The following is a 25061-nucleotide window of genomic DNA, read 5'->3' on the forward strand; positions in this document are numbered from 1 at the left end:
CTGAAGTCGGGCACCGCCCAGTCGAGGCCGACCAGGCTCAGTAGGCTTTCAACGAACCCGGTCGTCTGCCGGAGCGCCATGCCGAAAAGGACTTTCATCGTCAGGCATGCCTGGATCGCGGCGTCGCTATAGAGCGGCTGCCGGCCTCGCTTGCCGGTCGGCGGTGGCACCCAGACCATGTCCGGGTCGAACCAGATCGTCAGGGAGCCGCGCTGCTTCAGCGCTTCGTTGTAGGCCGGCCAGTTCTTGGTCTTGTAGCTCGGCGGGATCGGTCTGCTCATGCAGGACAGCTACCACGCTGGATTCACGAGATGAATCCCTCAACCAGCCTTTGCGCAACAAAGCCGGTTGCGACTATTGATCTGCCGACCTCTTGTCGCTCTGCGTCGAACAGGAGCAAGTGGGATAGAAAGAAGGTTGCAATCAGAACGGCCGCAAGGGCGGGCAGTATTCTAAGGATGCGTCGTTTGTAAAACTTGAGAAGGGAATAATTTCCAGTCTCCACCTCATTCAGGAGAATTCCGGTAATCAGAAATCCGCTGATGACGAAGAACACGTCAACGCCAACATATCCGCCAGGAATCAAGGGGCTGCCCAGGTGGTATATCAAAACAGGCAGGACCGCGACGCTGCGCAATCCATCAATATGCGGTTGGTATTTCATTCAATTCGTCCGGGGAAAATTTCAAGAATTTGAGATTCAGGTGCTTATCCAATGGAGAGTGACGCGTTTCAAGGTTCGGCCTCGGCCTTTCACGGAGGGGTGGTGCACGATTGTCGCAAGCAGCCAACGCCTCTGTGTGCCGAACAAGGCCTCAAATCAAGGGATTTGGACGGTTTTTGAACGCATCGACAACGGTGGCACGAAAATGCGCAGTACCCGCCAAGGTTTTAGGCCGTCCCTGCCACATGGATACGGTCAATCGTGCGGGCCGGTTGCGTGCCAGCCGTGTGACGTGACCTCCACCCAAGGCCCATTGGGTCTGATCCTAAAGCGGCCAGACTACAAGAAGGACAGGCACAGCCACTGCAAGCACAAGCACCTCGAGCGGCAGCCCCATGCGCCAGTAATCCGAAAAGCGATAGCCGCCCGGACCTAGGATGATCGTGTTGTTCTTGTGTCCGATCGGCGTGAGGAACGCGCAGGATGCCGCCACGGCGACGCCCATCAAATAGGTGTCTGCGTTGGTCCCGGTCGCAGCTGCGATCGACAGGGCAATCGGTGCCGCGATCAGTGTTGTCGCAACATTGTTCAGGAAATCCGACATCGTCATCGTAACGACCATCAGAGCGGCCAGTGTGACCCAAGCGGGAAATCCCTGTGTCAGATTGGTGATCTGGTTGGCCAAAAGCTCTGCGCCGCCGGTGCGCTCAAACGCTTCGGCCAGCGGTATGAGGCTGGCCAGAAGAACGATCACCTTCCATTCGATAGAGGTGTATACCTCTCGTCCGTTCACCAGCCCCAAAAGAACGTAGGCGATCACGGCCGCCCCCAGGGCAACGGTCAACGACATCAGCCCCGCAACAGCCAGACCGACTGCGGCGAAGAAGATGCCAATGGACAATCCGGCCTTGGTCCTCTGGATCACCTCTGTCCGCCGACCCTCGATGGGCAGGACACCCAGCCAGTCTGTTGCCGCCAAAAGCCGTTGCGGCGTGCCCAGCAGCAGCAGAACATCGCCCGCCCGGATTGTCAGCAGGCGCACACGGTCGCGAAACCGCTGCCCTTCGCGCGCGACCCCAAGCAGCGTTACCGAGTGCCGGTTGAGCAATTGCAGGCCGCGCGCGGTCCTGCCCTCGATGCGGGCACCGTCGGGTACGATGGCTTCGGTCAGGGCCAGACCGGGGGCGGTGACGCCGCCTTCGTGTTTTTCGGAACCGGCAAATTCAAGCCCGGATTGCCCGGTAAAGGATTCGATGGCCTTGGGATCCCCCTCGACAACAAGGAAATCCCCCGCGCGCAATGTCTCATGCATGCTCAGGCCCGGCCGCCGCTTGCCGTTGCGAATGAGACCAAGGAGATGGACGTCGGCGGCGTCTGCCTTGGGATACAGATCCCGGACGATGAATTCGTCGCTGGACGACTGCTCACCGACCCGAAGTTCAGCCACATAGCGGCCTTGGCGGATGTCCTTTTCGAACTCTGCAATCGACCCGTGCGATGGCAGCAGACGCCAGCCAATGATGGAGACAAAGGAAATCCCGACAATGGCAACCGCCAGACCGACGGGAGCAAAGTCGAACATCGCAAACGGCGCGCCAACGGTGTCGTGCCGATAGGCAGAGATCACGATGTTCGGCGGTGTGCCGATCAGCGTGATCATCCCGCCTAGAATGGTGGCAAAGGACAGCGGCATCAGGCTTTGGCTTGGCGGGCGTTTTGCCTTGTTCGCGGCCTCGATGTCCAACGGCATCAAAAGGGCCAGCGCGGCGACGTTGTTGATGATTGCGGACAGGCCCGCGCCCATCGCGGCGATGATGGCGATATGCAAGGGCAGGGGGCGTTCGGGATCGACAAGTTTTGATGCAACCAGTTCCACCGCGCCCGACGAGGACAGTCCGCGGCTGACAATCAGGACCAGTGCAATGATCGCAACCGCCGAATGGCCAAAGCCTGAAAACACCTCCTCTGTCGGGATCAACCCAAGGGAGGCCGCTACGATCAGCGCGCCGAACGCCACGAGATCGTAGCGAAACCGCCCCCAGACAAGCAGGACGACGACGGATACGAGAAGGATGAAAATCTGAGTCTGATCACTTGGCATGAGGGTGAGCCTAGCACAAAGAAAAGGGCGTCGGCATCAAGTGTCACGCGCGGATCAGGAATGTCCATGGATCTCGAAACAGGGGGCCGCGTTTCGGGCATTGCCGCAGGACTGCGCCTGTCCATATGGCACGGTCCACCCGGGGGCCAAAGCCTGTTTGGTCAGGCAAACTGGCGGCGACAGGCCCGAGGGTGGCCTTGAATTGATGCCCAAAGGGGGGCAAGAAAGGGAGCCCGATCACGTCTCTTGGGTCTGCGACGGCAATGAGCGGCGGCGATGTGATCAGCATCGGGTCCGCGCAACGCCTTTGGATTTTGGTCAACCCTTACAGAAAGTGCGCCTCCCTTGGATGACAAAGCCCTTACACTCCGCGAGACCTTGCTGAACGCCTGTCGTTCCGACGGTCTGGACCCTGATCTTCTTCCGCTGCTCGAAGACATCGCCACCTCCTGCCGGGTGGTGTCGCATCTGGTGCAAAGCGGGGCGTTCACCGGCACCCTTGGCGGGGCCGGATCGACAAATGTGCAGGGCGAGGCACAGCAACAGCTGGACGTTCTGTCGAACGATGTCTTTGTGCGTCACTGCTCCAGCAGCGACCGCGTCGCTGCGCTGGTGTCCGAAGAGGTGGAAGAGGTCTATTGGCTCAAGGACAATCCGGGTCCGGGCGATTACATCGTCTATTTCGATCCGCTCGACGGGTCGTCGAACCTGGCGGTCAACATGTGCGTTGGGTCGATCTTTTCCGTGGTGCGTCTGGATCGTGAGATCGACGCCAGCGATGACAGGTCGGTGTTGTTGCCCGGTTCCAGCCAGATCTGCGCCGGGTATTCGGTCTACGGACCATCGACATCCTTTGTCCTGACCACGGGCAACGGGGTTACGGGGTTCACCCACCAGCCGGGCACCGGGGAATTCCGGGTGACGCACCCGGACATGAAGATCGGCGACACCGCCACCGAATTTGCGGTCAACGCTTCGCGCTACGCACTGTGGGACGCCCCCCTGCGGCGCTATTTCGACGAATGTCTTGCAGGGGAAAGCGGACCGCGCGGCCAGCGTTACAACATGCGTTGGGTCGCCTCGATGGTGTCCGAAGTGCACCGCATCCTGACCCGCGGCGGCGCGTTCATCTACCCTTGCGACGATGGCAACCGCGAACAGGGCGGCAAGCTGCGCCTGATGTATGAGGCCAATCCGATGAGTTTCATCATCGAACAGGCGGGTGGCCGCGCCTCTACTGGGCTGGAACGTATTCTGGACGTTGTGCCCACCTCACACCATCAACGAGTCCCGGTTTTTCTGGGGTCGAAGTCCGAAGTTGATGTCTTGGATCAGTATCACCGAGAGGCGCAGCAGGGCTGACGCCGGGGCTGTGGTGGCGGGGGCCGCCACCACAGGGCTCTGACGTGTCTAGGTGACGTCAGGCCGTCATGCGATCCGCGATCAACGAGATCAGCGTGTTGTGATCCTTGTCAAAGTTGCGGATGCCTTCGGCCAGTTTTTCGGTCGCCATGGCGTCGGCGTTCATGTCCCAACGAAACTGCGCCTCGTCCATCTTGATCGGGGCCACGCCGTTGGCGGAGTCGGGGGACAGCGCGCGGGGCAGGTCTGATGTGTCGGCGGCCAGCGCGTCCAGCAGCTTGGGCGCGATGGTCAGGTTATCGCATCCCGCCAGCGCCTTGACCTGATCGGTGTTGCGGAACGACGCGCCCATCACGACGGTCTTGATGCCGTTGGATTTGTAGTAGTCATAGATGCCGCGCACGGATTTGACGCCGGGATCTTCGTCGGGGGCATAGCTGTCGCGGCCTTCGGCCTTTTTGTACCAATCGGTGATCCGGCCCACAAAGGGCGAAATCAGAAAGGCCCCTGCGTCGGCACAGGCCACGGCCTGCGCCATCGAGAACAGCAGCGTCAGGTTGCAGTCGATGCCTTCGTTCTGAAGGATCTCGGCGGCGCGGATGCCCTCCCATGTCGAGGCCAGTTTGATCAGGATGCGGTCCTTGCCGATCCCACGCGCGGCATAATCTGCAATGATCTCACGCGCGCGCGTCACCGAGGCCTGCGTGTCAAAGGACAGCCGCGCATCGACCTCTGTCGAGACACGTCCCGGCACCAGTTCGGTCAGCTTGGCGCCAATCGCCACCGTCAGGGTGTCGGCCACGGCCTTGGCATCCAGCCCCTTGTCGCGCCCGGCGGCGATCTCGGCCGAGACCAGCTCCTCGGAGGCCGGGTCTTTCATTGCCGCCAGCACCAGCGACGGGTTGGTCGTGCAGTCCACGGGTTGATATGTCTTGACCGCCGCAACCTCGCCGGTGTCGGCGACCACGGTGGTCATCTCGCGCAGTTGATCCAATACGGTTGTCATGGTGTCTTGCCCCTTGCTGACCCGGGCGCTCTTTTGCGCCTGCGATGTTAGCGCCCTAAATGATACCGGATATAGGGTAAAGCGCGTTGCCGGTGCCGACAAGCGTCCGCGACCGGCCAGAGGCCGATCGCACCCCCCTCCAGACGGGGCCTTTGAGACCGTTCTCAGAGGATCTGGCTCAGAAATTCCTTGGTGCGCGGGTCCTTGGCATTGTCAAAGAAGGTCGTCGGCGGGCCATGTTCGACAATCACGCCCTTGTCGGTGAAATAGATGTGATCGGCGACCTCGCGTGCAAATCCCATTTCGTGCGTGACAAGGATGCAGGTCATGCCTTCGGCGGCCAGATCCTTGATCGTCACCAGAACCTCTTTCACCGTCTCGGGGTCCAGCGCTGCCGTGACCTCATCGAACAGCATGACGTCCGGATTCATGGCAAGCGAGCGCGCGATGGCGACACGCTGTTGCTGTCCTCCGGACAGCTCTCCCGGATAGCTGTCTTCCTTGCCCTCCAGCCGGACCTTTTTCAGCAAGGAGCGGGCGCGCTCGGCCACTTTGGCCTTGTCCTCTTTCAGCACCTTGACGGGGGCCATCATGATGTTTTCCAGAGCGGTCTTGTGCGGAAACAGGTTGTACTGCTGAAACACCATGCCGACCTTTCGGCGCAGGGCCAGCTTGTCGAGTTTGTGGTCGTGCACCTCCTGGCCCTCAACAGTGATCGACCCGCCCTGAATGTCGTTCAAGGCGTTGATGCACCTGATGAGCGTGGATTTCCCGGACCCGGAAGGACCGATGATGCAGATCACTTCGCCCTTCATCACGTCCATGGAAATACCCTTGAGAACCTTCAGGGTGCCAAAACTCTTTTCGACGTCGCGAATGGAAACAATGGGGTGGTCGGGTGTCCAGGTCATGTTCGGCCTCACTCAGAGTTTCACGGCAAACCTGCGTTCCAGACGGACCGTCAGACGGGCGATCGGATAGCAGTATGCAAAAAAGATCAGCAGCACGAACCCGTAGAACGGGATCAGCAGTTCGGGGCGGTTGTTTTCGGCCTCGATCGCCTGCCGGGTCAGGTTCAGGATCTCCTCAACCCCCAGGATCGACACGATGGGTGTGGCCATGGTCAGGATCGCGTACCAGTTCATCCAGGGCGGGATCATGCGTTTGATGCACTGGGGCAGGATGATCTGATACAGGGTCTGACGGCGCGTGAATGCCAGGCTTTCGGACGCTTCCCATTGCGCCGACGGCACAGACCCGATGGCACCCCGCACGATTTCAGAGATGTTGGCCATGACCGGCAAGGCCAGACCGATGACCGCCTTGGACCAGTCCGGCACCGGGATGGTCAGGCCGAACACCTCGATCCTGAACGGAAAGCTCAGCATCACGATGAACAGCAGGACCAGCCAGGGCGAATTGCGAAAGATCTGGGTGATCCAGTAGGACACCGACCGGATCGCCCTGTTCGGGTTGACCTGACCAATCCCCAGTATGACCCCAAGGATGGTGCCCAACAGCATCGTCAGCACCGAAATCAGTACGGTGTAGACAAATCCCTTGGTCACAAGGAACGGAATCCAGCGCAACAGGACGGTGAACGGGCTGTCCTTGGTCGTCGCGCCGTCCTGCGCCAGTGCAAGCGACGGCAACAGCATGGCCACCAGCACCAGCACAAAAGGTGCCCAGGGCGGGATCGATGCCAGCCAATGACTGAAATTCAATACGCCTGCGTGATGTCTTGGCGCAGGGGGCGGCAACAGCACGGGCAGATCGGTTTTCGCAGCAGCGGACAGCCCGGGAATATGGCGTTTCATGGCATCACACTCCATAGCCGGGGATGCGCATGGATCGCTCCCAAGAGTTCATGCCCATCACCAGAATGCCCACCAGCGACAGGTAGGCCACAAACAGAACCAGCATCATTGGGTTCTGCGCAGAGGGGAAATCGTTCCAGATGGTGATGGATTCATACAGCAGTTCGGGGACCGCAATGACAAAGGCCTGCGTGGTCGTCTTGACCAGGTTGACCAGATTGTTGTTCAGCGACGGGATCGACACCCGCAGCGCCAGTGGCAGCACGATATAGCCAAAGGTCTGCATCCGGGTGAACCCCAGCGCCTCGCTGGCTTCCTGGGTCGATTCCGGCACTGCCTCGACGCCGGCGCGAAAGATCTCGACGTTGAAGGCACCGGCGAAGAACGACAGGGAAATGATCGCCCAGCCGACGTTCGAGATGATGGGGATCTCCAGCCAGCCATCCGGGCTGTAGGTGGGGGTAAAGCTGCCCAGCGCAAAGTAAAAGAACAGCAGCTGCACAAAGGGCGGCGTGTTCCGGAAGAACTGGATGTAGGCATTGACGATGCCGCGCACGACCCGGCTGTTGGACCCCTGCATCGCGGCCCCGACAATCCCGATGATCACGCTGAAGATCACGCAGACAACTGACAGTTTTATCGTCATCCACAAGCCGCTGATGACCTGACCCCACTGGCGTTCTTCGTAGAAGAAGACAAAGTTCCATGCGGGATGGTCGGCAGCAAATGCGCGGAAGAAGTCCTGGAACGCGTCCAGCATGGAGGCCCCTCCTGATTGTGTGCCTGCCCCGGCGAACCAAGGCAGGCGAAAGCGTGTGGATCAGGATCAGTCGGACAGCCAGTCCTTGAACCGCTCATGCTGGCTGGCGGTATAGGCGGTGGACTGAATGCCCCACTTCTTCTCAAGCTCGACCAGGGTGCCGTCCTTGTGCCAGTTGTACTGCATGCCGGACATGAAGCGGCCAAAGACACAGTTCTCTTCTGCCTTCGGCACAGCGAGGCCCCAGGGGTTGTCGTCCTCGGTCGGCATCGGCATGCCGTAGTCTTCCCAATCACCCGACGCGAGATCGGCCATGATGGAACTGTCGTCATAGACAAAGCCCACGCATTTCTTGTCGCGCAGCGCCTGTTTGGCTTCGGCGTTGCCGATAAAGGCGACAACTTCGGCGCCGTAACGCTCTTCGACAACCTGATTGTAGAACGCGCCCTGCTTGCCGCAGACCGGGCGGCCGCGCAGTTCTTCCCATTCGGTAAAGTTCAGCGCCTTGGGGGCCAGCATGTTGGTGCCAGAGGTGTAGTAGTTCGGGCCGACGATGCCGACGATTTCACGGCGGTCCGCGCGGTCGGACATTGTCGCGATCATCAGGTCGATCTTGCCCTGCTCAAGGAACTGCATCCGGTTGGACGATTGCACCGCAACCAGTTCCAGATCGACGCCCATCGTGTCGGCGACGTCCTTGGCCATGTCGATTTCCATGCCGATCAGGTCGCCGTCGGTGTTGCGATAGCCCCAAGGCTTGTAGTCGGCCTTGACGCCAACGGTCAGCGTGCCGGACGACATGATGCGGTTCCATGCGTCGTTGGTGCATTCCTGTGCCGAAGCGGTGATGCCGGTCAGGCCGGTTGCCAGTGCTGTGGTCGCTGCAAGTAGTTTTTTCATGTAGTCCTCCATGTTGGTATCTTTCGCCCCATTCATTGGCAGAGCGAAGGTTTGCGCCGGGTGTTCCCCCGACCGGGCTTCGATTATCCCGTCATGTCCGGCTTAGGACACGGCGGTCTCGAATTTCCTTGAAAATTCCGCATTGGCTTGCGGTTTTTTGCGCTTTTCAAGTGGTATGCCATAAATTCCGGCAGCGCGGTGGTCCTCTTTTGGCGTTAACCCAAGACATGTGGTTTCCGGGTACTTGCTCTGCCTGTTGTTGATCGACGGGCGGCGTGAGTATTCCATAGGCGCCTGCCCGATGTGGTGCCCTTCGGTTGGGTCTGGAAGGTGAGGCGAAACAATCCGGGTGTGCAAGACCGTTCTTCCGGGGAGGCGCGCGCCCCGAGGACGAGGCTGTTCTGTCGTGGAACCGGGCGGACAGATACAGGTGTCGCTTGACACCTGCGGGGCAGGCGCGCCCGGACGGCCCGCCGCGCTGTCTGCCGCGTCAACCGGGGTGCAGGTGCCATCACTTCTGCCAGTCCGCAGCGACCCTAACGCATAAGTTGCGCATTTGTCCGGTCCAGCGCGGGGTTTGCGGTATTGAACCAGATCGCCGTTGGACGCGTGTCAAAATTGAGGGGCAGGGGCGTCCTGTAAGGCTGCTCCGCGCGTGGCGGTCCGATGTAACGTGCGTGTGATAGTTCTTTACAGAACGCTGTTCCCAGCCGTAGGCTTTCAGGAGACAATATTTAGAGCAGGGGATATTCACATGCCGGCAAACCCGTTTATAGCCCAAGTCATTCCTTTTGCGGGGAATTTCGCGCCACGCGGCTGGGCGTTTTGCGATGGGCAACTCTTGCCGATTAGCCAGAACACGGCGCTCTTTTCGCTGATTGGCACGATCTATGGCGGCGACGGCCGCACCACCCTTGCGCTGCCGGACCTGCGCGGTCGTGCAGCCATACATCCGGGACGCGGCCCGGGCCTGTCGACCTATCGGCTGGGTGAGAAGGGCGGGCAGGAGCGTGTGACGCTGAATACACTCGAGATCCCGCAGCACAACCATAGCGTCAGGTCGCTTGCGGAATCGCGTGGCGGCAACCTGACCGATCCGGGCGGCAACATGCTGGCTTCGGGGACGCCGATCTATCGCGCCAATACTCCAGCGGATGATGTGGATATGGACCCTTCGATGATCCGGCAGAACAATGTCGGGGGCGGTCAGGCGCATGAGAACAGGCCGCCCTTTCAGGCGTTGAACTATATCATTGCGTTGGTCGGCGTCTTTCCGTCGCGCAGCTAGGTCCGCCCGGACCGTCAGCCGCGCGTACCTAGGCCGCCGGGTCAACGACCCAAGAGAGCCATTCCAGATACAGAAAGTTCCACCATGTCCGAACCATTCCTTGCCGAAATCTCGATGTTCGGGGGCAATTTTGCCCCCCGCGGATGGGCCTTTTGCGACGGTCAGATCCTGCCGATCAACCAAAATCAATCGCTTTATTCGCTGTTGGGGACGACCTATGGCGGAGATGGGCGCACATCGTTCGCGCTGCCTGATCTGCGCGGACGTATCCCGGTGCACTCGGGAAACGGATCGACCGGGCCCGGCCTGTCGCCCTATGTGCTGGGGCAAAAGGGCGGCGTGGAGACGGTGACGTTGATCGTGAATGAGTTGCCTGCCCACAATCACGGTGTTGCGGTGCGCGCGGAATCCCGTGGCGGCAACCTCGCCGATCCGGGCGGCAACATGCTGGCGGCGGGGTCTTCGGTCTTTCGCGCCAATACGCCAGCGGATGACGTCGACATGGATGCGGCGATGATCCAGCAGTTCAACGTCGGCGGTGGTCAGGCGCACTACAACATGCCGCCGTTTCAGGTGGTCAACTACATCATCGCCCTTCAGGGCCTGTTTCCGTCGCGCAACTGACGGAACGCGGGGGCCGGTTGCGGCGCGGCAGGATGGCCGCTCAGCCCGATTCCCGCAGGATCGCACATATATAAAAAGGGAATTGCAAGATGTCTGAACCGTATGTCGCCCAAATCACGATGTTCGCGGGCAACTTTGCGCCACGCGGCTGGGCTTTCTGTGACGGTCAATTGCTGGCGGTCTCGCAGAACGATGCCCTGTTCTCGTTGCTGGGAACGATCTATGGCGGGGACGGGCGCACGACGTTTGGTCTGCCGGATCTGCGCGGACGCGCTGCCATGCATGCCGGCAGCGGACCGGGCCTGTCGACCTATCGCATTGGCCAAAAGGGTGGGCAAGAGCGGGTGACGCTGACCACGAACCAGATGCCCTCGCACAACCACGGCGTCACCATGCGCGCGGAATCGCGTGGCGGCAATCTGACCGATCCGGGCGGCAACATGCTGGCGGCGGGGTCGTCGATCTTTCGCACCAATACTCCAGCAGACGACGTGGGCATGGATGCCGCGATGATCCGGCAAAACAACGTCGGCGGAAGCCAGTCTCACAACAACTTGCCGCCCTTTTTGGCCGTGAACTACATCATCGCCCTGGTCGGCATTTACCCGTCGCGCAATTGATGCAACCCATTGACACAAAGGAGAGCGCCATGGGTGTTCTGAACAGTCTTTCACGGCGCGCCGTTCTGGCGGGCCAGGCGGCCTTGGCGGGCCTCACCGCGCTGCCAGGTGTCGCAATGGCGCGCACCGGGCCGGTCACACAAGCGCCCGAAGGGGCGGCCCCGATTGTCGCCCGCGCACCGCGCTGGCACGATGCCACCGCAGAGGAACTGGCCAGCCTGGTCGGAGAACGGTTCCGCGTCTCGACCAAGGCGCATGGGGACGTAGTCCTGAAGCTGGTGGCGCTGGAACCGGGCGCATCCGGCCCTGCGCGACCCGGCGATCTTGCCCGGCGCGAAAGCGTCACGGCATTGTTCGACAGCCCGGATGCCGGGCCGCTGGTGGCGGATGGTGACGGGCTGCACCGGGTCTGGCACCCGCGTATGGGCGCGGCGGATCTGTACATGACGGCAGTGCCGCGCCGGCATGGCGGTGCCGATATTGCCATCGTCCTGAACTGAGCCCGATTTCGTGAGCCTGATCTTGCGCCCGGTCCGTGCCGCGGACCGGGCGTTTCTATTGCAGCTGTTCATCCAGGTGCGTCCCGATCTTGCCGCGTTGCCATTGCCGGTCGAGGCGCGGCAGCACATGATCGACATGCAGTTTGACGCACAGGATCGCGGTTATGCGGACGGCTTCCCCCATGCCAGCCACGACATCGTGGTGGCCGGAGGGCAGGACGTGGGCCAAATGCGCGTCGACCGGGGCGCAAAGGCAATTCACCTGATTGATGTGTCCGTGCTGGTGGCGGCGCAGGGGCGGGGTCTTGGCACCAGCCTTCTCCACCAACTGCGGGACGAGGCGACCCGTGCCGGACTGCCGATCAGGCTGAGCGTTCAACATGGCAACCGTGCCGTGGATCTGTATCGGCGTTCGGGGTTCATGGTGACCGGGGACAGCGGCGTTCATCTGGTGATGGAATGGCGCCCCGCCGGTCTCGCGCCTAGTTGAAGATGATCTCGTAGCGGGTGGCGGTGTCGGTCTGGTCAAAGGGCGACAGAAACAGCGCGGCCGCGCCGAGGCCGGGCAGGGTGATCTCCCATGCGCCCTGTTCCAGCATGGGAGACTGCGGCCCACTGAGGGTCACGGTGAATCCTCCGCGCACTGCCGCGTCGGGGCGGCTGTCGCCGGAATGGGGCGCAACCGAATCGACTGTCAGCGCCAAGGCACCCTGAGACGTGGCGACCGAAACGGGCTGGCCGATCAGGGGTTCAACCTGTTCGGCGGTCAGTGTGGCAACGTCCATGGTCGATCTCCGTGCATCAGGCGACTTGGCTGGCCATCTTGCAACCTTATGAGGGCTTTTCAAGTTCCTGTTTGCAGCTTATTACTCGCATAACAGAGTTACTGTTAGTCTTTATTGACATAAGCACGGCGCAAAGGGTGGGCACCATGGCAACATTTGATTTCAATGATGGAGGCGTGGTGGTCAATGCCTCTTCGGTGGCGTTCAACGACACCGGCGTCAATTTTACAATCAGCACCGTGGCCAACCCGGGTGGCAACCAGATTTCCTACAGCCCGACAATCGCCCCGGACGGCTCTTTTACCATGTCCGACTTCGGCACACTCGGCGCGTTCACCTTTGACGTCGCAGGAACCGAACCGAGCCAGTTTTTTCAGGGCAACGGCCTGCAACTGGAGATCGGCACGATTTATTCTGGCAACTGGAACGTGACGTTTGTGTCCACCGCTGGCGACAACGTCACCAACAACGTCACTGTCGTCAATGTCACCAGCAACCAGATCATCGATCTGGGCGCCAGCTCCAAGGTGTTCTCGGAAATCCGCTTTACCCCTACCTCTGCGGGCGGCATGACCGTTGACAGCCTGAACGCCACGCTGCTGTGCTTCCTCGAGGGCACGATGATCGCCACCCCGGACGGGGAAAAGGCGGTTGAGGCGTTGCAGGCAGGCGACGTGGTCATGACCGCGACCGGCGGCACCACCACCGTTGCATGGCTGGGCGAACAGCCGGTGGCGACGGCAACGACAAACCCCGCCAAGGTCAACCCGATCCGCATTCGCGCCGGTGCGCTGGGCGACATGATCCCCGCGCGTGATCTGCTTGTGTCCCCCGACCACGCTATCGGCATCGACGGGTATCTGGTCAACGCCAGCGCCCTAATCAATGGCAGCACGATCACCCGTGAGGGCCAGATGCCCGGCGCGGGCTTTACCTACTTCCACGTCGAGACCGGCACACATGAGTTGCTGCTGGCCGAGGGCTGCCCGGCAGAAACCTATGTCGATTTCATCGGCCGCGACGGCTTTGTGAACTGGGCAGAGCGTACGGACGCACCGGCGATCGCTGAAATGGCCGCACCGCGCATCAGCGCCGCGCGTCACCTGCCGGCACCGATCCGCGCCCGTCTGGAAGGCCGCGCAGAGGCGTTGGGATTGAACACCCGCGCCGCCTGACAGCGACTATTTCAACGTGACATGCGCCGCGCCCGGGGGATTGACTTCGCCGGGCGCGCTTGCCTTTCTCCGGGTGCCGAATGGGAGACCCCGACATGACCAGCCCCGCCGCGCCGACCGATGCTGCCGCCGTCGAAACCGTCAACGCCGAATTGGCCCGCATTGCCCGTCACCAGAACGCTGGGCGTTTCGCCGAGGCCGGTGCCGCTCTGGACCGCTTGCTGGAACAGTACCCCGGACACCCCCGGTTGGTGCATCTTCAGGGGCTGAACCTCGTCCACCTTGGGCAGACCGAGGCGGGCATGGCACTGCTGGATGAGGTGGTGGCGCATAATCCTGAGGATGTGACCGCGCTGGTCGATATCGGCACGCTTCTGGCGCAGCAGGGCAAGATGGATGACGCCCGAGAAAAGTTCCAGACCGCGGTTGAGGTGGCACCGAATTACGCGCTGGCCCATGCCAACCTGGGGGCGGCCCTGGTCGTGGCCAGGGACTATGTGCGCGCCATCCCGCATCTGGACCGCGCCATCGCGTTGGACCCGGGTGTTCTGGACGTGCATCTGAACCTTGCACAGGCCTGCCTGCGGACCGGGCATTTTCAGCGCGCAGTCGATGCTCTGTTCAGGGCACTGGCCATTGATCCGCAGTCGGCCGCGGTGCACGTCAATCTGGCGCAGGCGCTGTTCCGGCGCGAACGGCACGAGGCGGCGGAACACCACGCCCGCCGCGCCATCGAACTGGCACCGCAGGCCGGTGAGGCCTGGCTGCATCTGGGCAATACGCTGGCCGCCTCGGGACGGATGGACGAGGCCGCGCAGGCCTTTCTAAAGGCGGCAACGCTGCCAGGCATGGCGCTGACGGGCTTTTCGCGGCTTGCGAATTTGCGCAAGACCACGCCCGACAGTCCCGAATGGCAGGGGTTGCAGTTGCTGGCGGAGAAGGCTGATCAATTGCCCGATGAGCCGCGCGTGACGTTGGAATTCTCTCTTGGCAAGGCGCGCGATGATCTGGGCGATCACGATGCCGCCTTTGCCCATTACGCCGAAGGCAATCGCCTGACCCGCACCCTGTATCCCTATGACCGCGCCGTGAATGTCGCCCGCGCCGAACGGATACGCGCGCTGGTCACGCCTGCGCTGCTGACGCGGCACGCCAAAGCCGGGCTGCGTGGTGTCGCGCCGATCTTTGTCTGCGGGCTGCCGCGTTCTGGCACCACCTTGATGGAGCAGATGCTGTCGCGCCATCCGGACGTGCAGGCCGGGGGAGAGTTGCCAGCGGTGCAGCGTGCCTTTCAGGCCAATGCGCCGCTGCGCGCGGTGATGGAGGAACGCAGCCCCGATGACGCCCTGACCGATGATGACCTGACCCGACTGGGCGAAGACTATCAGGCCTATCTGCATGGCGAAGGGCTGCGCAGCCTCCATATCACCGACAAGATGCCGGGAAATCAGCTATACGCCGGTCTGCTGGCGCTTGCGCTGCCAGAGGCCAAATTCCTCATCATGCGGCGGCATCCGCTGGACGGTCTGGTGTCGAATTACCTGCAAAACTTTGGTCAGAACCAGCCGGTCTCGACCGATCTGGAGGATCTTGCGGAATCCTGGCGCCAGTTCGATCAGAACGCAAAACACTGGGCGGCGCTGTTGCCGGACCGCGTGCATGAGGTGTCCTATGAGGCGCTGGTTGCCGACCCGGAGGGGCAGGCCCGCGACGTGCTGGAATTCCTCGGACTGGACTGGCATGCCGACGTGCTGGACCACACCGCGTCCTCGCGGCAGGTCAATACCGCCTCCGTGGCGCAGGTGCGTGCGCCGATCTACGGCACCTCGGTCGCCCGCTGGCGGCGCTACGGTGCGCATCTGGCCCCGCTGGCGGCGGCGCTGGGGGACGCGCTGACCGAAGAAGAACGTATCGCGTGCGGGCTGGACGCCTGACCCTTGAACGCAAAGAGCATCCCTGAACTTCTGGCCCAGGCACGGACGCTACATACCGGCGGCGACCCTGACGGCGCGGACCAGTTGTATGATCAGGTTCTGACTCTGCGGCCCGCTCACGCCGGGGCCTGGCTGGAACGGATAGAACTGGCGTTGGGGCGTGGCCTGGCCGGTCAGGTGCTGGACCTGTGCGATAGGGCGGCGCCGCTCTGCCCCGATCATCGGGTGGCGCTGCAATCCAAGCGCGCCCGCGCGTTGGAGGCACAAGGCGCGCGTGAGGCGGCGTTGGCCTTGTTGTCCGATCTGCGCAGCGATGCGCCAGAGGATCTGCCGCTGGCCGCTGTCACCGCAGGGATGTGGCACCGGGCGGGTGAATTGGAACAGGCCGAACAGGTCTATCGAGACGTGCTGACCCTGCGGCCCGATCACGCGGGGGCGTGGCTGACCGTGGTCGAGATTGCTCTGGTCCGTGGCAACGCCGAACAGGCGCTGGCCCTGTCCACGGAGGCAGAGAAACATTGTCCCGCGCATGTGGTTCCGTTGCAGATAAAGCGGGTGCGCGCGCTAGAGGCGGTGGGGCAGGCGGATGCCGCCCTGGCGCTGACCGTGTCACTGCGCGCCACCGCTCCGGAGAATGCCCAACTTGCGCTGATAGAGGCGCGGATCCGGCGCAAGTCCGGCGATCTGGTTGCAGCGGATGCCGCCTATCGTGATGTCTTGCAGCGGCAACCTGATCACTTCGGGGCCTGGCTGGGCCGGATCGACATTGCCCAGACCGAAGGTGATCCCGATCGCGCATTTGCCCTGGTGGTCGAGGTACAAGCGATCCGGCCCGGTGATCCCGCCCTGATCGCCCGACAGGCCGGGTTGTTGTTGCACATGGGGCGGCCAGAGGCCGCCATTGACCGTCTGACCGCCGCCTTGGTCGAGGTGCCGCAAGAGGCGCGCCTGCATCTGGAACTGGCCCGCGCAATGATGCAGGCAGGCCGAACCGAAGAGGCCGAAAAACGCTTTGCCGATTGCCTGACCGCCGCCCCGGACAACGCTGACGTGCGGCTGGAACTGGCGCAGGCACAGGCGGCGCGCGGGGCACCAGAGGCGGCGTTGGCCACATTGGAGGGGCATGCCGACGGCAGTCTGGCGCTGGATCTCAAGACCGCCGAGCTTTTGGCGCTTGCAGGGCAGGGCAGCCGCCTCGCCGCGCTGCTGGATCGTCTGGCGGCTGCGGTCCCCCGGATGAGCGAGGCAGAGCTGTTGCGGCTGTTCAAGCTGGGGGAGCAATCCGATCATTCCGCCGCTGCGGTGGCCGTGGTGGGCAATGTCGCCGCCCGCACCGCGCTTTCGCCGCTGATCGCGCGGTTTCTGCTGACCCGGGCGCGGGTGATCCTGCCGCCCGAGACGGTGACAGGGGTGCAGGATGCGCTTGAATCCCGACTGCCCGCGTCACGTTTGCCAGAGTTTCGCGCCTTTGCCACCGGGTTGCTGTTTGGCCCCGAGGCAGCGCTGACACGCGCCCGCGCCGATCTGCCCGCCCGCCGTGACACGCAGGGCGCCGTGCTGTTGGGCGAACGTCTGCTGGACGCCGGTGAGCGGCAGATAGCGTTTCGATATCTGCGCGCCTGCGTCCGGCGTTGGCCTGGTGCGCCGCGTCTGCGCCGTCAGTTCCTGCGCGCGGCCATCGAGACCGGACACCTTGAGGCAGGGCACGCCTGGCTGGACGCGCTTGAGGCGCGCTTTGCCGGGCTGGACCTGGGGTTGGACCGCATGCATCTGATGGTGCAGGAGGGGCGGTTGACGGAAACCCGCGATCTGGCAGAGACCCGCGCCCGCGCCGGTCTGGCCACGCCGCCGCCGCGCCAGTTTCTGGATGTGGCGCTGGCGCTTGGCGATGTTGAGGCCTCTGCCGATCTGGTCCGACAGGTGCAGAGCGACCCCGAGGCCGGGCGGCAAAGCGCGGCGCATTTCTCGACCACGCTGCACGGTGCGCAGTTCAATGAATTGCGCCTGTTCTGCGACGCGCGGGATCAGGCAGAGGCCACGGGCGAGGCGCCTGAACAGGCGCGCGCCCGTTTGGCGCAGGATTTCTTCTTTCCTGCCGCGCAGATCGTTGCCGGGCATGTCGGGCGGCTGGGGCCACGGCCCGGGTCATCAACGGTGCCGCGAAGGATCTTTCAGTACTGGAACACGCCCAAGGTGCCCGAAGAGGTCGCCAGCCTGATGCAAAGCTGGCAGGGCGCGGCGGGGTTCGATCATCAGCTTTATGACCGGTCCCGGGCGATGGTCTTCTTGCGCGAACACTTTGGCCCGCGCCATGCCCGCGCCTTTCAACTGGCGAACTCCCCGGCGGAGGAATGCGATTTCCTTCGGTTGTGTCTGCTGTACCGCCATGGCGGGATCTATGCCGACGCGGATGACAAGCTGGCCGGAAACCTGGAGGCGCTGATCTCCGAAGGGCCGGGGATGATCGTGACGCGTGAGCTGTGGGGCGCTGTCGCCAACAACGTGATTTGCGCGCCCGAAGGTCATCCGCTTGTGCTCTGGGCGTTGCAGTCGGCAGGGCGGTCCTTGTTGGCGCGGGAAAACGATGGCACCTGGTTCAAGACCGGACCGGGGCTGATGACCCGCGCGGTGGCCAACTGGCTGGGGCAGGCCACCCCGGCAGAGGCAGAGGCGGGTCTGACAATCCTGACGCAGGCGCAACTGGCGGCCCACGTCCAGCCTCATGTGCGCCTCAGCTACAAGACCTCAGGCCAATACTGGAACGCGCGGGACCGCCACGCGCCGCAGGCGTTGGTTGCCGCCTTTGGCAGGTTGGCGGACTCGACCCGCGCGTAGCGGTCCGACGCGCCTGACCCGCTATCCGAGATCCAGCAGCGCCGCGCGTTTCCAATCCCCCCGGATCAACCGCAGGTGAAAGGCGGGAAACTTCACCAGCTCCTCCAGCAGCAGAACCGCCAGAACCCAAAAGGCAGGTACGTCGAAATACAGGATCAGGATAGCTGTTGCCGGGACGCGGAACAGCCATTGCGACCAGACAAAGACGTGCATGACATAGACCGTCTCACCCGCCGCGCGCAGCGTGTTGCCACAGATCGCATTCGATCCCTTGGGAAAGGGCAACAACAACAGGATCGGCCAGTAGCCAACAAATGTGGCCAGCGTTTCCGCGTGCAGATCTGGATAGATCCACGGCGAGAGCGCGCAGATTGTCATGTAGAACAGGGCCACCAACCCTGCTGCCACAACCGCCGCGCGCCATGCCCCGGCAAGGAAGGCGTCGAGTGCGTCCCCGGAGACGTTGCGCCCCAGCATTTGCGCGACGTAGATGCCGGTCGCCTGCGCCCAGGACATGCCGAATGTTCCGGCGACCATGATCCAGGGCATGATCAGCGTCATGGCCGCAAATTCATTCACGCCCAGACGGGCATACAGCAACATGCAGACGTTGCTGGCCACCGTCGCGCTGATAAAGGTCGCAGCAATAGGCGCGGCAAAGCCGAGGTGGCGTTTGACAGAGGCGGCGAAAGTGCCGTTGCGCCAGCCGATGACATGCCGGTAGGCGCCGGTGCGGCGCAAAACGCTGTAGGTCAGGAACCCCGCCTGCAGCAGCGCGCCAGTGGCGCTGCCGATTGCCGCGCCAACCACGCCCATCGCCGGGACACCCAGCCAGCCGTTGATAAAGATCAGGCTGACCACGACGTTGACCGGCACACCGATCATGTAACCAAACAGCGGAATGCGGGTGTTTCCGGTGCCGTTGAAATAGCTCGACAGGCATTGCCCCACCGCCTCGGCGGCGATGACGATCGCAAAGACCGTCAGATAGCGCCGCGCCTCTTGCGCGATCCAGGGATCATGGGCCAGAGCGTCCAGCAGATGGCCACCGCCCGCCCCCAGCGCCAGCAAGCCAACGGCACAGATGGAAAGGCTGATGGCCATCCCGGAATAGAGCGCGGATTTCAGGAACACCGGGTCACCGCCGCCATAGGCCTGTGCAATCCGGATCTGGGTTGCATTGGCAAAGGACAGCAGCACTCCCAGCAACAGGCCCGCCACGGCGCCTGCCAGTCCCAGCGCCGCCAGCGCCGGTTCGCCCAGGGGCGACACAAGGTAGGCGTCGATCACGACAATACCGTGCAACATGATCGCTTTGAGGGTCATCGGCCAGGCAAGGCCAAAGACGTCCCAGGTTGTGGGGACCGCCACAGCGGACGTGGAAGCGCGCATAGGGTGTAAACCAATCAGATACAGCGCACGCCACAGCGCGGGGGCGGGCCGCGCATCAGCGCCGCACCATCCCTGCGCCTATGGCGGACTCAGGCGGTTTCGGAATCGAAATAGTTGGCGTTGGTGGACGAAATCCGCTCGATCGTATCGTCCAGTCGGGACAGGTGCAGCATGCCCGCCGCGATGGCGCGATCCGGGTCATGCGCCTTGACGGCTGTTGCGATCTCTCGGTGATCCTCGACCAGTTGCGGCATGCGGTCCTCTTTCGACAGACCCAGTGTACACAGGCGGTCGACCTTGACCTTTTCGCTCTGGATCACGTCAAAGGCGAACTCTGCCTTGGCGATCTGGCACAGCGCCTGGTGGAATTCGTAGTCGAGTGCGCCGAACGCGCCGAAATCCCGCGCCTCGATTGCCTCGGTCTGGCGAGCAAGGCAGGCGTCCAGCAGCGCCGCGTCGGATACGTCGCAGAACTCTGCGGCGCGACTCAGCACCTCTTTTTCGATGGCCGCCCGGACAAAGCGCGATTTTTCGATCTCACGAGAGGAAAAGCGTTTCACCTCTGTCGCGCGTTGCGGGCGGATCAGCAAAAGGTCAAGGTTTGCCAGCCGGTTGAAGGCGTCGCGCACGGGTTGCCGCGACACGCCGAACCGGGCGGCAATGTCGGCCTCCGAGATCTTGTCGCCGGGGCGCAGCCGCAGCGAAAGGATCTCGTCATGGAGATAGTCGAAAATATCGTCGACCGCCGTCCGGCGATCCCGAATGTTGTTCACCTGAGCCATTGCTCGTCCTCCATGACGTTGTCCCAATAACGATGTTCTTGCAGATTTGCCAGTTCAAGCAGCGGCCGGGGCGTGTCGTGACCTACCATCGCGGCACTTTTCGCACATAATCGGGCACATACTTTAACATCTCGTCGGTGTCGTCGCGGTCCCGCACCATGGCCTGGTTGTAGAGGTCATGCAGCTCTGCGACCGCCTCATGGTCCAGGTCGACACCCAGTCCCGGCCGCTCGGGGACGCGCAGCGTACCGTTCTCGAACACAGGCCGCCCGGACGTGACGATTTCCTTGGTCGACCACGGGTAATGCGTGTCGCAATCATAGGTCAGGTTCGGCGTGGCCGCCGCGACGTGGCACATGGCGGCCAGCGAAATCCCGAGATGAGAGTTGGAGTGCATCGACACCCCCAGACCCGCCGCGCGGCAGACCTCTCCCAGATGGATCGCGCCGGTCGGGCCGCGCCAGTAGTGGTGGTCTGACAGGATGATCTGCACGGCGTCCTTGCGTACGGCCTCAAAGATCTGCTCGAACTCGACAACCACAAGGTTGGTGGCCAGCGGCATGTCGATCTGCGCTGACAGTTCCGCCATGGCATCCATGCCGCGACAGGGGTCCTCAAGGTATTCCAGCACCCCGTCCAACTGGTCGACGATCTTTTTCGCGGTGGGCACCGTCCATGCGCCCATCGGGTCAATGCGCAGCGCATGATCGGGAAAGACCTCGCGCAGTTTCAGCATGGTCTCGACCTCGGCGTCCGGCTCCAGCACGCCGCCCTTCAGCTTGAGCGACCGGAACCCGTAAGCGCCGACAAATTCACGCGCCTGCGCCACCATCGCGTCGGGCGTCATGACCTCGCCCATGATGTCGGGGCCAAAGGTCAGATCCTGCTTGGCGAACTTGAAAAAGAGATATCCGCCAAAGCCGATCTGTTTGCGCACCGCGCCGCCCAGCAGGTCGTAGAGCGGACGACCGACCTCCTTGCCGCGCAGGTCGAGGCAAGCCAGCTCAAACGCGCTGTAGACCACGTCGACCAATTGGTGATCGGCCAGCGCTGTGGGCGCATTGATGCCACCGGCATCGGGCAGGGCGGTTTCGATGCGACGCCGCAGATCGTGCAGATCGTAGGGATCCAGCCCCTCAAGCGCCAAGGCCGCCTTGCGTAATCCGTCCAGCGTTCGTTTGGCGCCATAGGACTCGGACAGTCCGACCAGCCCTGTTTCTGTCCGCATCTCGATGACAGAGCGCAGAAAGACCGACTGGTGCACCCCCTTGGTATTGGCAAGCGGTACATCGGGGACCGCGATGGGGGTGATGGTGATTTCCGTGATCCGCATACTTCGCCTTTCGTGCCTGTGGCCTGGCAGGATTCGCCGTGCCGCCGTTCATTTCAATACTAGTATTCCAGATTTATTACTAGTATACCAGTTGAAATTTCCAGCCGAATCGCCAGGCCGATCGGCGCGGGAATTGAACGGGATCAGGCCTGCCACTGGCAGGAGAAGGGGAGGAGGAATGGCTGGTGTTCAGCTCAATGGTATCGTCAAGGCGTACGGTGCCGTGCAGGTCGTCCATGGGATTGATCTGGAAGTGAACGAACAGGAATTCGTTGTGCTTGTCGGCCCGTCAGGATGCGGCAAATCCACGACTCTGCGCATGATTGCAGGGCTGGAAGAGATTTCCGACGGCGATCTGACAATCGACGGCCGGCGCGTCAACCGCGTCGCCCCCAAGGATCGCGACGTGGCGATGGTGTTTCAGAACTACGCGCTCTATCCGCACCTGAACGTCGCCGAAAACATCGCCTTTGGCCTGCGCATCCGCAAGGAAAGCAAAGAGGTGATCGCCTCTTCGGTCGAAGAGGTGGGCAACATCCTTGGCCTGACGCCCTATCTGGAGCGTCGCCCCGCCGACCTGTCGGGTGGTCAGCGCCAGCGCGTTGCCATGGGCCGCGCCATCGTGCGCCGCCCCAAGGTGTTCCTGTTCGATGAACCGCTGTCCAACCTCGACGCCAAGCTGCGCACGCAGATGCGCGCCGAGATCAAGCGCCTGCACAAGCGTTTGGGCGTGACCAGCATCTACGTCACCCACGACCAGGTCGAGGCGATGACGCTGGCGGACCGGATTGTCGTCATGAACGACGGCAAGATCGAACAGGTCGGCTCTCCGATGGACCTGTTCCTGAACCCGGCCAATACCTTTGTCGCGGGCTTTCTTGGCTCGCCGCCGATGAACATGGTTGCGGCGCAGATCACGTCGGGCGGCGATGCGCCGGTGGCAGAGTTTGGCGGTCAGCGGCTGACGCTGGCACCGCTGCCCTCGCTGCAAAACGCCGTGGGCAAGAACGTGATCCTGGGCATCAGGCCGGAATTTGTCCGGATCGCCGACGACAGCGCGGCGGACAGCGTCAAGGTGGAGGTCGATCTGACCGAAACCCTGGGCTCCGAGGCGTTGATCCACGCCAGCCTGAACGGCGAACCCTTTGTCATCCGCACCGAAACCGTGGGCCAGATGAACGTTCTGGACGGGATTTCGGGCTTTACCATCGCGCCGAACCTGATCCGCGTCTTTGACGCAGAAACCGGGGTCGCGCTGCCGGGACAGGTGACAGAACAATGAGCAGCGATCCCGATTTCACCGGCCCCAAGACCGAGGAATTGGTCATCGAGGCCCGCGAGGCGCAGCGAGAGCGCAAACCCAGCAGAATGAACCGTGTCGGGGACCACCTGAAACGCGAATGGCAGCTCTATGCCATGTTGATCCCGACCATCCTGTGGCTGCTGATCTTCCTCTACAAGCCGATGTACGGCCTGCAGATTGCCTTCAAGGACTATTCGATCTTCCGCGGTGTCGCGGGCAGTCCCTGGATCGGGTTCGAACACTTCGACGCCCTGTTCAACAACGATCAGTTCCTGCGCGCGTTGCGCAACACCATCATCATCAGCATGTACGGCCTGCTCTTTGGCTTTCCCATGCCGATCCTGCTGGCGCTGATGTTCAACGAAGTGCTGCACAAGGCGTTCAAGAACACCGCGCAGACCATCGTCTACCTGCCGCACTTCATCTCTTCGGTGATCATCGCGGGGATTGTCATAACGGCCTTCTCTCCATCTGCGGGTATCGTGAACACGATCCTTGGATGGTTCGGGATGGACTCGATCTACTTTCTGACCAAACCGGAATGGTTCAGGCCGATCTTTGTCGGTACGGGCATCTGGCAAGAGGCGGGTTTCCAGTCGATCGTCTACCTGGCCGCTATCGCCGGTGTCTCCCCCACGCTGTACGAAAGCGCGGTCGTGGATGGCGCCAGCCGCTGGCAGATGATGTGGAAGATCACGATCCCGTCGATCATGCCGACCATCATCATCATGTTGATCATCCGCATCGGCAACATGCTCGAAGTCAGCTTTGAGATGATCATCCTGCTGTACCAGCCCGCAACCTTCGAGACCGCGGATGTGGTGAACACCTTCATCTATCGCCAGGGCATCCAGGGCGGTCAGTACGACCTTGCCGCGGCTGCGGGCCTGTTCAACGCGGTGGTCGCCTTTGTTCTGGTGATGACGGCCAACACGATCTCAAAGCGCTATTCGCGCACGTCGCTGTGGTGAGGGAGCAAGCAACATGGCCAACATGAACCTCTATTCGCGCGGTGACAAACTCTTCGTCATCATCAACATGGTCCTGATCGCACTGTTCACGATCTCAACCCTCTACCCGTTCATCTACATCGCGTCGCTGTCGCTCAGCACTGGCTTTGAGGCCCGCGCCGGCAACGTGATCCTGACGCCGGTGGGCTTTACCCTGGAGGCCTACAAGCAGGTCCTCAGCGAGCCGATGTTCTGGACCAGCTACAAGAACACGTTCATCTACACGATCGGCGGCACGCTGATGAGCCTGCTGTTCATCATTCCGGGGGCCTACGCCCTGTCGCGTCCGCAACTCTACGGTCGGCGGTTCTGGAACCTGATGGTCGCCTTTACCATGTGGTTCCACGCCGGGATGATCCCCTTTTTCCTGAACATGCGGGATCTGGGACTGCTGGACAGCTATTTCGGCATCATCATCGGCTTTGCGGTCAACGGCTTCAACATCATCCTGCTGCGCAACTTCTTCGAGGGCATTCCGCAATCGTTCGAAGAGGCGGCGCGGATGGACGGCGCCAACGAATTCCAGGTGCTGTGGAAGGTCTTTGTCCCGCTGTCGAAACCGGCCATCGCCACGGTCGCATTGTTCTGCATCGTGTCACGCTGGAACGGGTTCTTCTGGGCGATGGTCCTCTTGCAGGACGACGAAAAGATCCCGCTGCAGGTCTACCTGCGCCACGTCATCGTCGAACTGTCCGACGATGAGGAATTCGCCAGCACCCTGATCAACGCCACCTACTCGTTCGAGACGGTCAGCGCCGCGATCATCGTCTGCTCGATCATCCCGATCCTGATGATCTACCCCTTCCTTCAGAAGTACTTCAGCAAGGGTATCCTGCTGGGTGGGGTCAAAGAGTAACCGACTAAACTGTT

Annotated in this window: 24 protein-coding genes; 12 read left to right on the top strand and 12 right to left on the bottom strand. The window is 62.1% G+C overall.

What is annotated here, in order from left to right; all coding sequences use genetic code 11:
- The 3 genes from CHB90_RS16910 to CHB90_RS16920 all read right to left on the bottom strand — a co-directional run.
- A partial coding sequence (locus tag CHB90_RS16910; protein WP_170941098.1) for a transposase occupies positions 1–281 on the bottom strand: 281 nt, incomplete at its 3' end.
- A gap of 23 nt (positions 282–304) precedes the next feature.
- Positions 305–664, bottom strand: a complete 360-nt coding sequence (locus CHB90_RS16915; protein ID WP_089279038.1) for an acyltransferase family protein — start codon at positions 662–664, stop codon at positions 305–307.
- Positions 665–989: 325 nt separating this feature from the next.
- The gene (locus CHB90_RS16920) at positions 990–2765 is read right to left on the bottom strand and encodes an SLC13 family permease (protein WP_089279039.1); all 1776 of its coding nucleotides are present in this window, start codon (positions 2763–2765) and stop codon (positions 990–992) included.
- Between the two features lie 345 nt (positions 2766–3110).
- Between CHB90_RS16920 and CHB90_RS16930 the strand changes: the two genes are divergently transcribed.
- A complete protein-coding gene (locus CHB90_RS16930) occupies positions 3111–4127 on the top strand; it encodes a class 1 fructose-bisphosphatase (RefSeq protein ID WP_089279041.1) in 1017 nt (338 codons plus the stop codon).
- A 58-nt stretch (positions 4128–4185) separates the two neighbouring features.
- Here CHB90_RS16930 and tal read toward each other — a convergent pair whose 3' ends face one another.
- From tal to CHB90_RS16955, 5 genes are all read right to left on the bottom strand, one after another.
- Positions 4186–5133, bottom strand: a complete 948-nt coding sequence (gene tal, locus CHB90_RS16935) for a transaldolase (protein ID WP_089279042.1) — start codon at positions 5131–5133, stop codon at positions 4186–4188.
- Between the two features lie 164 nt (positions 5134–5297).
- The gene (locus CHB90_RS16940; RefSeq protein WP_089279043.1) at positions 5298–6044 is read right to left on the bottom strand and encodes an amino acid ABC transporter ATP-binding protein; all 747 of its coding nucleotides are present in this window, start codon (positions 6042–6044) and stop codon (positions 5298–5300) included.
- Between the two features lie 12 nt (positions 6045–6056).
- On the bottom strand, positions 6057–6950 hold the full coding sequence (locus CHB90_RS16945) for an amino acid ABC transporter permease (protein ID WP_089279081.1): 894 nt from the start codon (positions 6948–6950) through the stop codon (positions 6057–6059).
- 4 nt (positions 6951–6954) lie between these two features.
- Entirely contained in the window at positions 6955–7710 is a 756-nt protein-coding gene (locus tag CHB90_RS16950; protein ID WP_089279044.1) for an amino acid ABC transporter permease, read from the bottom strand.
- A gap of 66 nt (positions 7711–7776) precedes the next feature.
- Positions 7777–8610 carry a transporter substrate-binding domain-containing protein gene (locus CHB90_RS16955; protein ID WP_089279082.1) on the bottom strand — a complete coding sequence of 278 codons (834 nt, stop codon included), beginning with the start codon at positions 8608–8610 and terminating at the stop codon, positions 7777–7779.
- A gap of 754 nt (positions 8611–9364) precedes the next feature.
- Between CHB90_RS16955 and CHB90_RS16960 the strand changes: the two genes are divergently transcribed.
- The 5 genes from CHB90_RS16960 (at position 9365) to CHB90_RS16980 (ending at position 12132) form a co-directional block, all read left to right on the top strand.
- Positions 9365–9898, top strand: a complete 534-nt coding sequence (locus CHB90_RS16960) for a phage tail protein (protein WP_089279045.1) — start codon at positions 9365–9367, stop codon at positions 9896–9898.
- An 84-nt stretch (positions 9899–9982) separates the two neighbouring features.
- Positions 9983–10522, top strand: coding sequence for a phage tail protein (locus CHB90_RS16965; RefSeq protein ID WP_089279046.1), 540 nt, complete (start codon positions 9983–9985; stop codon positions 10520–10522).
- Between the two features lie 89 nt (positions 10523–10611).
- Positions 10612–11142 carry a phage tail protein gene (locus CHB90_RS16970; protein WP_089279047.1) on the top strand — a complete coding sequence of 177 codons (531 nt, stop codon included), beginning with the start codon at positions 10612–10614 and terminating at the stop codon, positions 11140–11142.
- Between the two features lie 29 nt (positions 11143–11171).
- A complete protein-coding gene (locus CHB90_RS16975; RefSeq protein ID WP_089279048.1) occupies positions 11172–11642 on the top strand; it encodes a DUF6916 family protein in 471 nt (156 codons plus the stop codon).
- Positions 11643–11652: 10 nt separating this feature from the next.
- Positions 11653–12132, top strand: a complete 480-nt coding sequence (locus CHB90_RS16980) for a GNAT family N-acetyltransferase (RefSeq protein WP_089279049.1) — start codon at positions 11653–11655, stop codon at positions 12130–12132.
- Here CHB90_RS16980 and CHB90_RS16985 read toward each other — a convergent pair.
- On the bottom strand, positions 12125–12427 hold the full coding sequence (locus tag CHB90_RS16985; RefSeq protein ID WP_089279050.1) for a DUF6916 family protein: 303 nt from the start codon (positions 12425–12427) through the stop codon (positions 12125–12127). The two genes, CHB90_RS16980 and CHB90_RS16985, sit on opposite strands and share 8 nt — an antisense overlap.
- A 146-nt stretch (positions 12428–12573) precedes the next feature.
- On the opposite strand from CHB90_RS16985, the gene CHB90_RS16990 reads away from it, so the two are divergent.
- The 3 genes from CHB90_RS16990 to CHB90_RS17000 all read left to right on the top strand — a co-directional run bounded on the left by CHB90_RS16990 (position 12574) and on the right by CHB90_RS17000 (position 18371).
- Complete coding sequence (locus CHB90_RS16990) at positions 12574–13602, top strand: Hint domain-containing protein (protein WP_089279051.1); 1029 nt, start codon at positions 12574–12576, stop codon at positions 13600–13602.
- A gap of 95 nt (positions 13603–13697) precedes the next feature.
- Positions 13698–15536, top strand: coding sequence for a tetratricopeptide repeat-containing sulfotransferase family protein (locus CHB90_RS16995; RefSeq protein ID WP_170941099.1), 1839 nt, complete (start codon positions 13698–13700; stop codon positions 15534–15536).
- A gap of 3 nt (positions 15537–15539) precedes the next feature.
- Positions 15540–18371, top strand: coding sequence for a tetratricopeptide repeat protein (locus tag CHB90_RS17000; RefSeq protein WP_089279053.1), 2832 nt, complete (start codon positions 15540–15542; stop codon positions 18369–18371).
- Positions 18372–18392: 21 nt separating this feature from the next.
- On the opposite strand, the gene CHB90_RS17005 is transcribed toward CHB90_RS17000, so the two are convergent.
- From CHB90_RS17005 to CHB90_RS17015, 3 genes are all read right to left on the bottom strand, one after another.
- Positions 18393–19763, bottom strand: a complete 1371-nt coding sequence (locus CHB90_RS17005; RefSeq protein ID WP_089279054.1) for an MATE family efflux transporter — start codon at positions 19761–19763, stop codon at positions 18393–18395.
- A gap of 89 nt (positions 19764–19852) precedes the next feature.
- Positions 19853–20545 (bottom strand): GntR family transcriptional regulator, encoded by a 693-nt coding sequence (locus CHB90_RS17010; protein ID WP_089279055.1) that lies wholly within the window; start codon positions 20543–20545, stop codon positions 19853–19855.
- An 82-nt stretch (positions 20546–20627) separates the two neighbouring features.
- On the bottom strand, positions 20628–21878 hold the full coding sequence (locus CHB90_RS17015) for an enolase C-terminal domain-like protein (RefSeq protein WP_089279056.1): 1251 nt from the start codon (positions 21876–21878) through the stop codon (positions 20628–20630).
- A gap of 178 nt (positions 21879–22056) precedes the next feature.
- Here CHB90_RS17015 and CHB90_RS17020 point away from each other — a divergent pair, with 178 nt between their 5' ends.
- The 3 genes from CHB90_RS17020 to CHB90_RS17030 are packed head-to-tail and all read left to right on the top strand — an operon-like array spanning position 22057 to position 25047.
- Positions 22057–23160, top strand: coding sequence for an ABC transporter ATP-binding protein (locus CHB90_RS17020; protein WP_089279057.1), 1104 nt, complete (start codon positions 22057–22059; stop codon positions 23158–23160).
- Positions 23157–24152, top strand: a complete 996-nt coding sequence (locus CHB90_RS17025) for an ABC transporter permease (RefSeq protein ID WP_089279058.1) — start codon at positions 23157–23159, stop codon at positions 24150–24152. Before CHB90_RS17020 ends, CHB90_RS17025 begins: the two co-directional genes overlap by 4 nt.
- Positions 24153–24165: 13 nt before the next feature.
- Positions 24166–25047: a carbohydrate ABC transporter permease gene (locus CHB90_RS17030; protein ID WP_089279059.1), complete on the top strand. Its 882-nt coding sequence runs from the start codon at positions 24166–24168 to the stop codon at positions 25045–25047.
- Positions 25048–25061 lie beyond the last annotated feature (14 nt).

Origin of the sequence: Antarctobacter heliothermus (assembly GCF_900188425.1) — a bacterium.
GTDB classification, from domain to species: Bacteria; Pseudomonadota; Alphaproteobacteria; order Rhodobacterales; family Rhodobacteraceae; genus Antarctobacter; species Antarctobacter heliothermus.

What these genes read in the sequence shown, in the direction of transcription:
- CHB90_RS16915 (WP_089279038.1), bottom strand. Translation starts at nt 664, where the DNA reads ATGAAATACCAACCGCATATTGATGGATTGCGCAGCGTCGCGGTCCTG.
- CHB90_RS16920 (WP_089279039.1), bottom strand. Translation starts at nt 2,765, where the DNA reads ATGCCAAGTGATCAGACTCAGATTTTCATCCTTCTCGTATCCGTCGTC.
- tal (WP_089279042.1), bottom strand. Translation starts at nt 5,133, where the DNA reads ATGACAACCGTATTGGATCAACTGCGCGAGATGACCACCGTGGTCGCC.
- CHB90_RS16940 (WP_089279043.1), bottom strand. Translation starts at nt 6,044, where the DNA reads ATGACCTGGACACCCGACCACCCCATTGTTTCCATTCGCGACGTCGAA.
- CHB90_RS16945 (WP_089279081.1), bottom strand. Translation starts at nt 6,950, where the DNA reads ATGAAACGCCATATTCCCGGGCTGTCCGCTGCTGCGAAAACCGATCTG.
- CHB90_RS16950 (WP_089279044.1), bottom strand. Translation starts at nt 7,710, where the DNA reads ATGCTGGACGCGTTCCAGGACTTCTTCCGCGCATTTGCTGCCGACCAT.
- CHB90_RS16955 (WP_089279082.1), bottom strand. Translation starts at nt 8,610, where the DNA reads ATGAAAAAACTACTTGCAGCGACCACAGCACTGGCAACCGGCCTGACC.
- CHB90_RS16960 (WP_089279045.1), top strand. Translation starts at nt 9,365, where the DNA reads ATGCCGGCAAACCCGTTTATAGCCCAAGTCATTCCTTTTGCGGGGAAT.
- CHB90_RS16965 (WP_089279046.1), top strand. Translation starts at nt 9,983, where the DNA reads ATGTCCGAACCATTCCTTGCCGAAATCTCGATGTTCGGGGGCAATTTT.
- CHB90_RS16970 (WP_089279047.1), top strand. Translation starts at nt 10,612, where the DNA reads ATGTCTGAACCGTATGTCGCCCAAATCACGATGTTCGCGGGCAACTTT.
- CHB90_RS16975 (WP_089279048.1), top strand. Translation starts at nt 11,172, where the DNA reads ATGGGTGTTCTGAACAGTCTTTCACGGCGCGCCGTTCTGGCGGGCCAG.
- CHB90_RS16985 (WP_089279050.1), bottom strand. Translation starts at nt 12,427, where the DNA reads ATGGACGTTGCCACACTGACCGCCGAACAGGTTGAACCCCTGATCGGC.
- CHB90_RS16990 (WP_089279051.1), top strand. Translation starts at nt 12,574, where the DNA reads ATGGCAACATTTGATTTCAATGATGGAGGCGTGGTGGTCAATGCCTCT.
- CHB90_RS16995 (WP_170941099.1), top strand. Translation starts at nt 13,698, where the DNA reads ATGACCAGCCCCGCCGCGCCGACCGATGCTGCCGCCGTCGAAACCGTC.
- CHB90_RS17005 (WP_089279054.1), bottom strand. Translation starts at nt 19,763, where the DNA reads ATGCGCGCTTCCACGTCCGCTGTGGCGGTCCCCACAACCTGGGACGTC.
- CHB90_RS17010 (WP_089279055.1), bottom strand. Translation starts at nt 20,545, where the DNA reads ATGGCTCAGGTGAACAACATTCGGGATCGCCGGACGGCGGTCGACGAT.
- CHB90_RS17015 (WP_089279056.1), bottom strand. Translation starts at nt 21,878, where the DNA reads ATGCGGATCACGGAAATCACCATCACCCCCATCGCGGTCCCCGATGTA.
- CHB90_RS17020 (WP_089279057.1), top strand. Translation starts at nt 22,057, where the DNA reads ATGGCTGGTGTTCAGCTCAATGGTATCGTCAAGGCGTACGGTGCCGTG.
- CHB90_RS17025 (WP_089279058.1), top strand. Translation starts at nt 23,157, where the DNA reads ATGAGCAGCGATCCCGATTTCACCGGCCCCAAGACCGAGGAATTGGTC.
- CHB90_RS17030 (WP_089279059.1), top strand. Translation starts at nt 24,166, where the DNA reads ATGGCCAACATGAACCTCTATTCGCGCGGTGACAAACTCTTCGTCATC.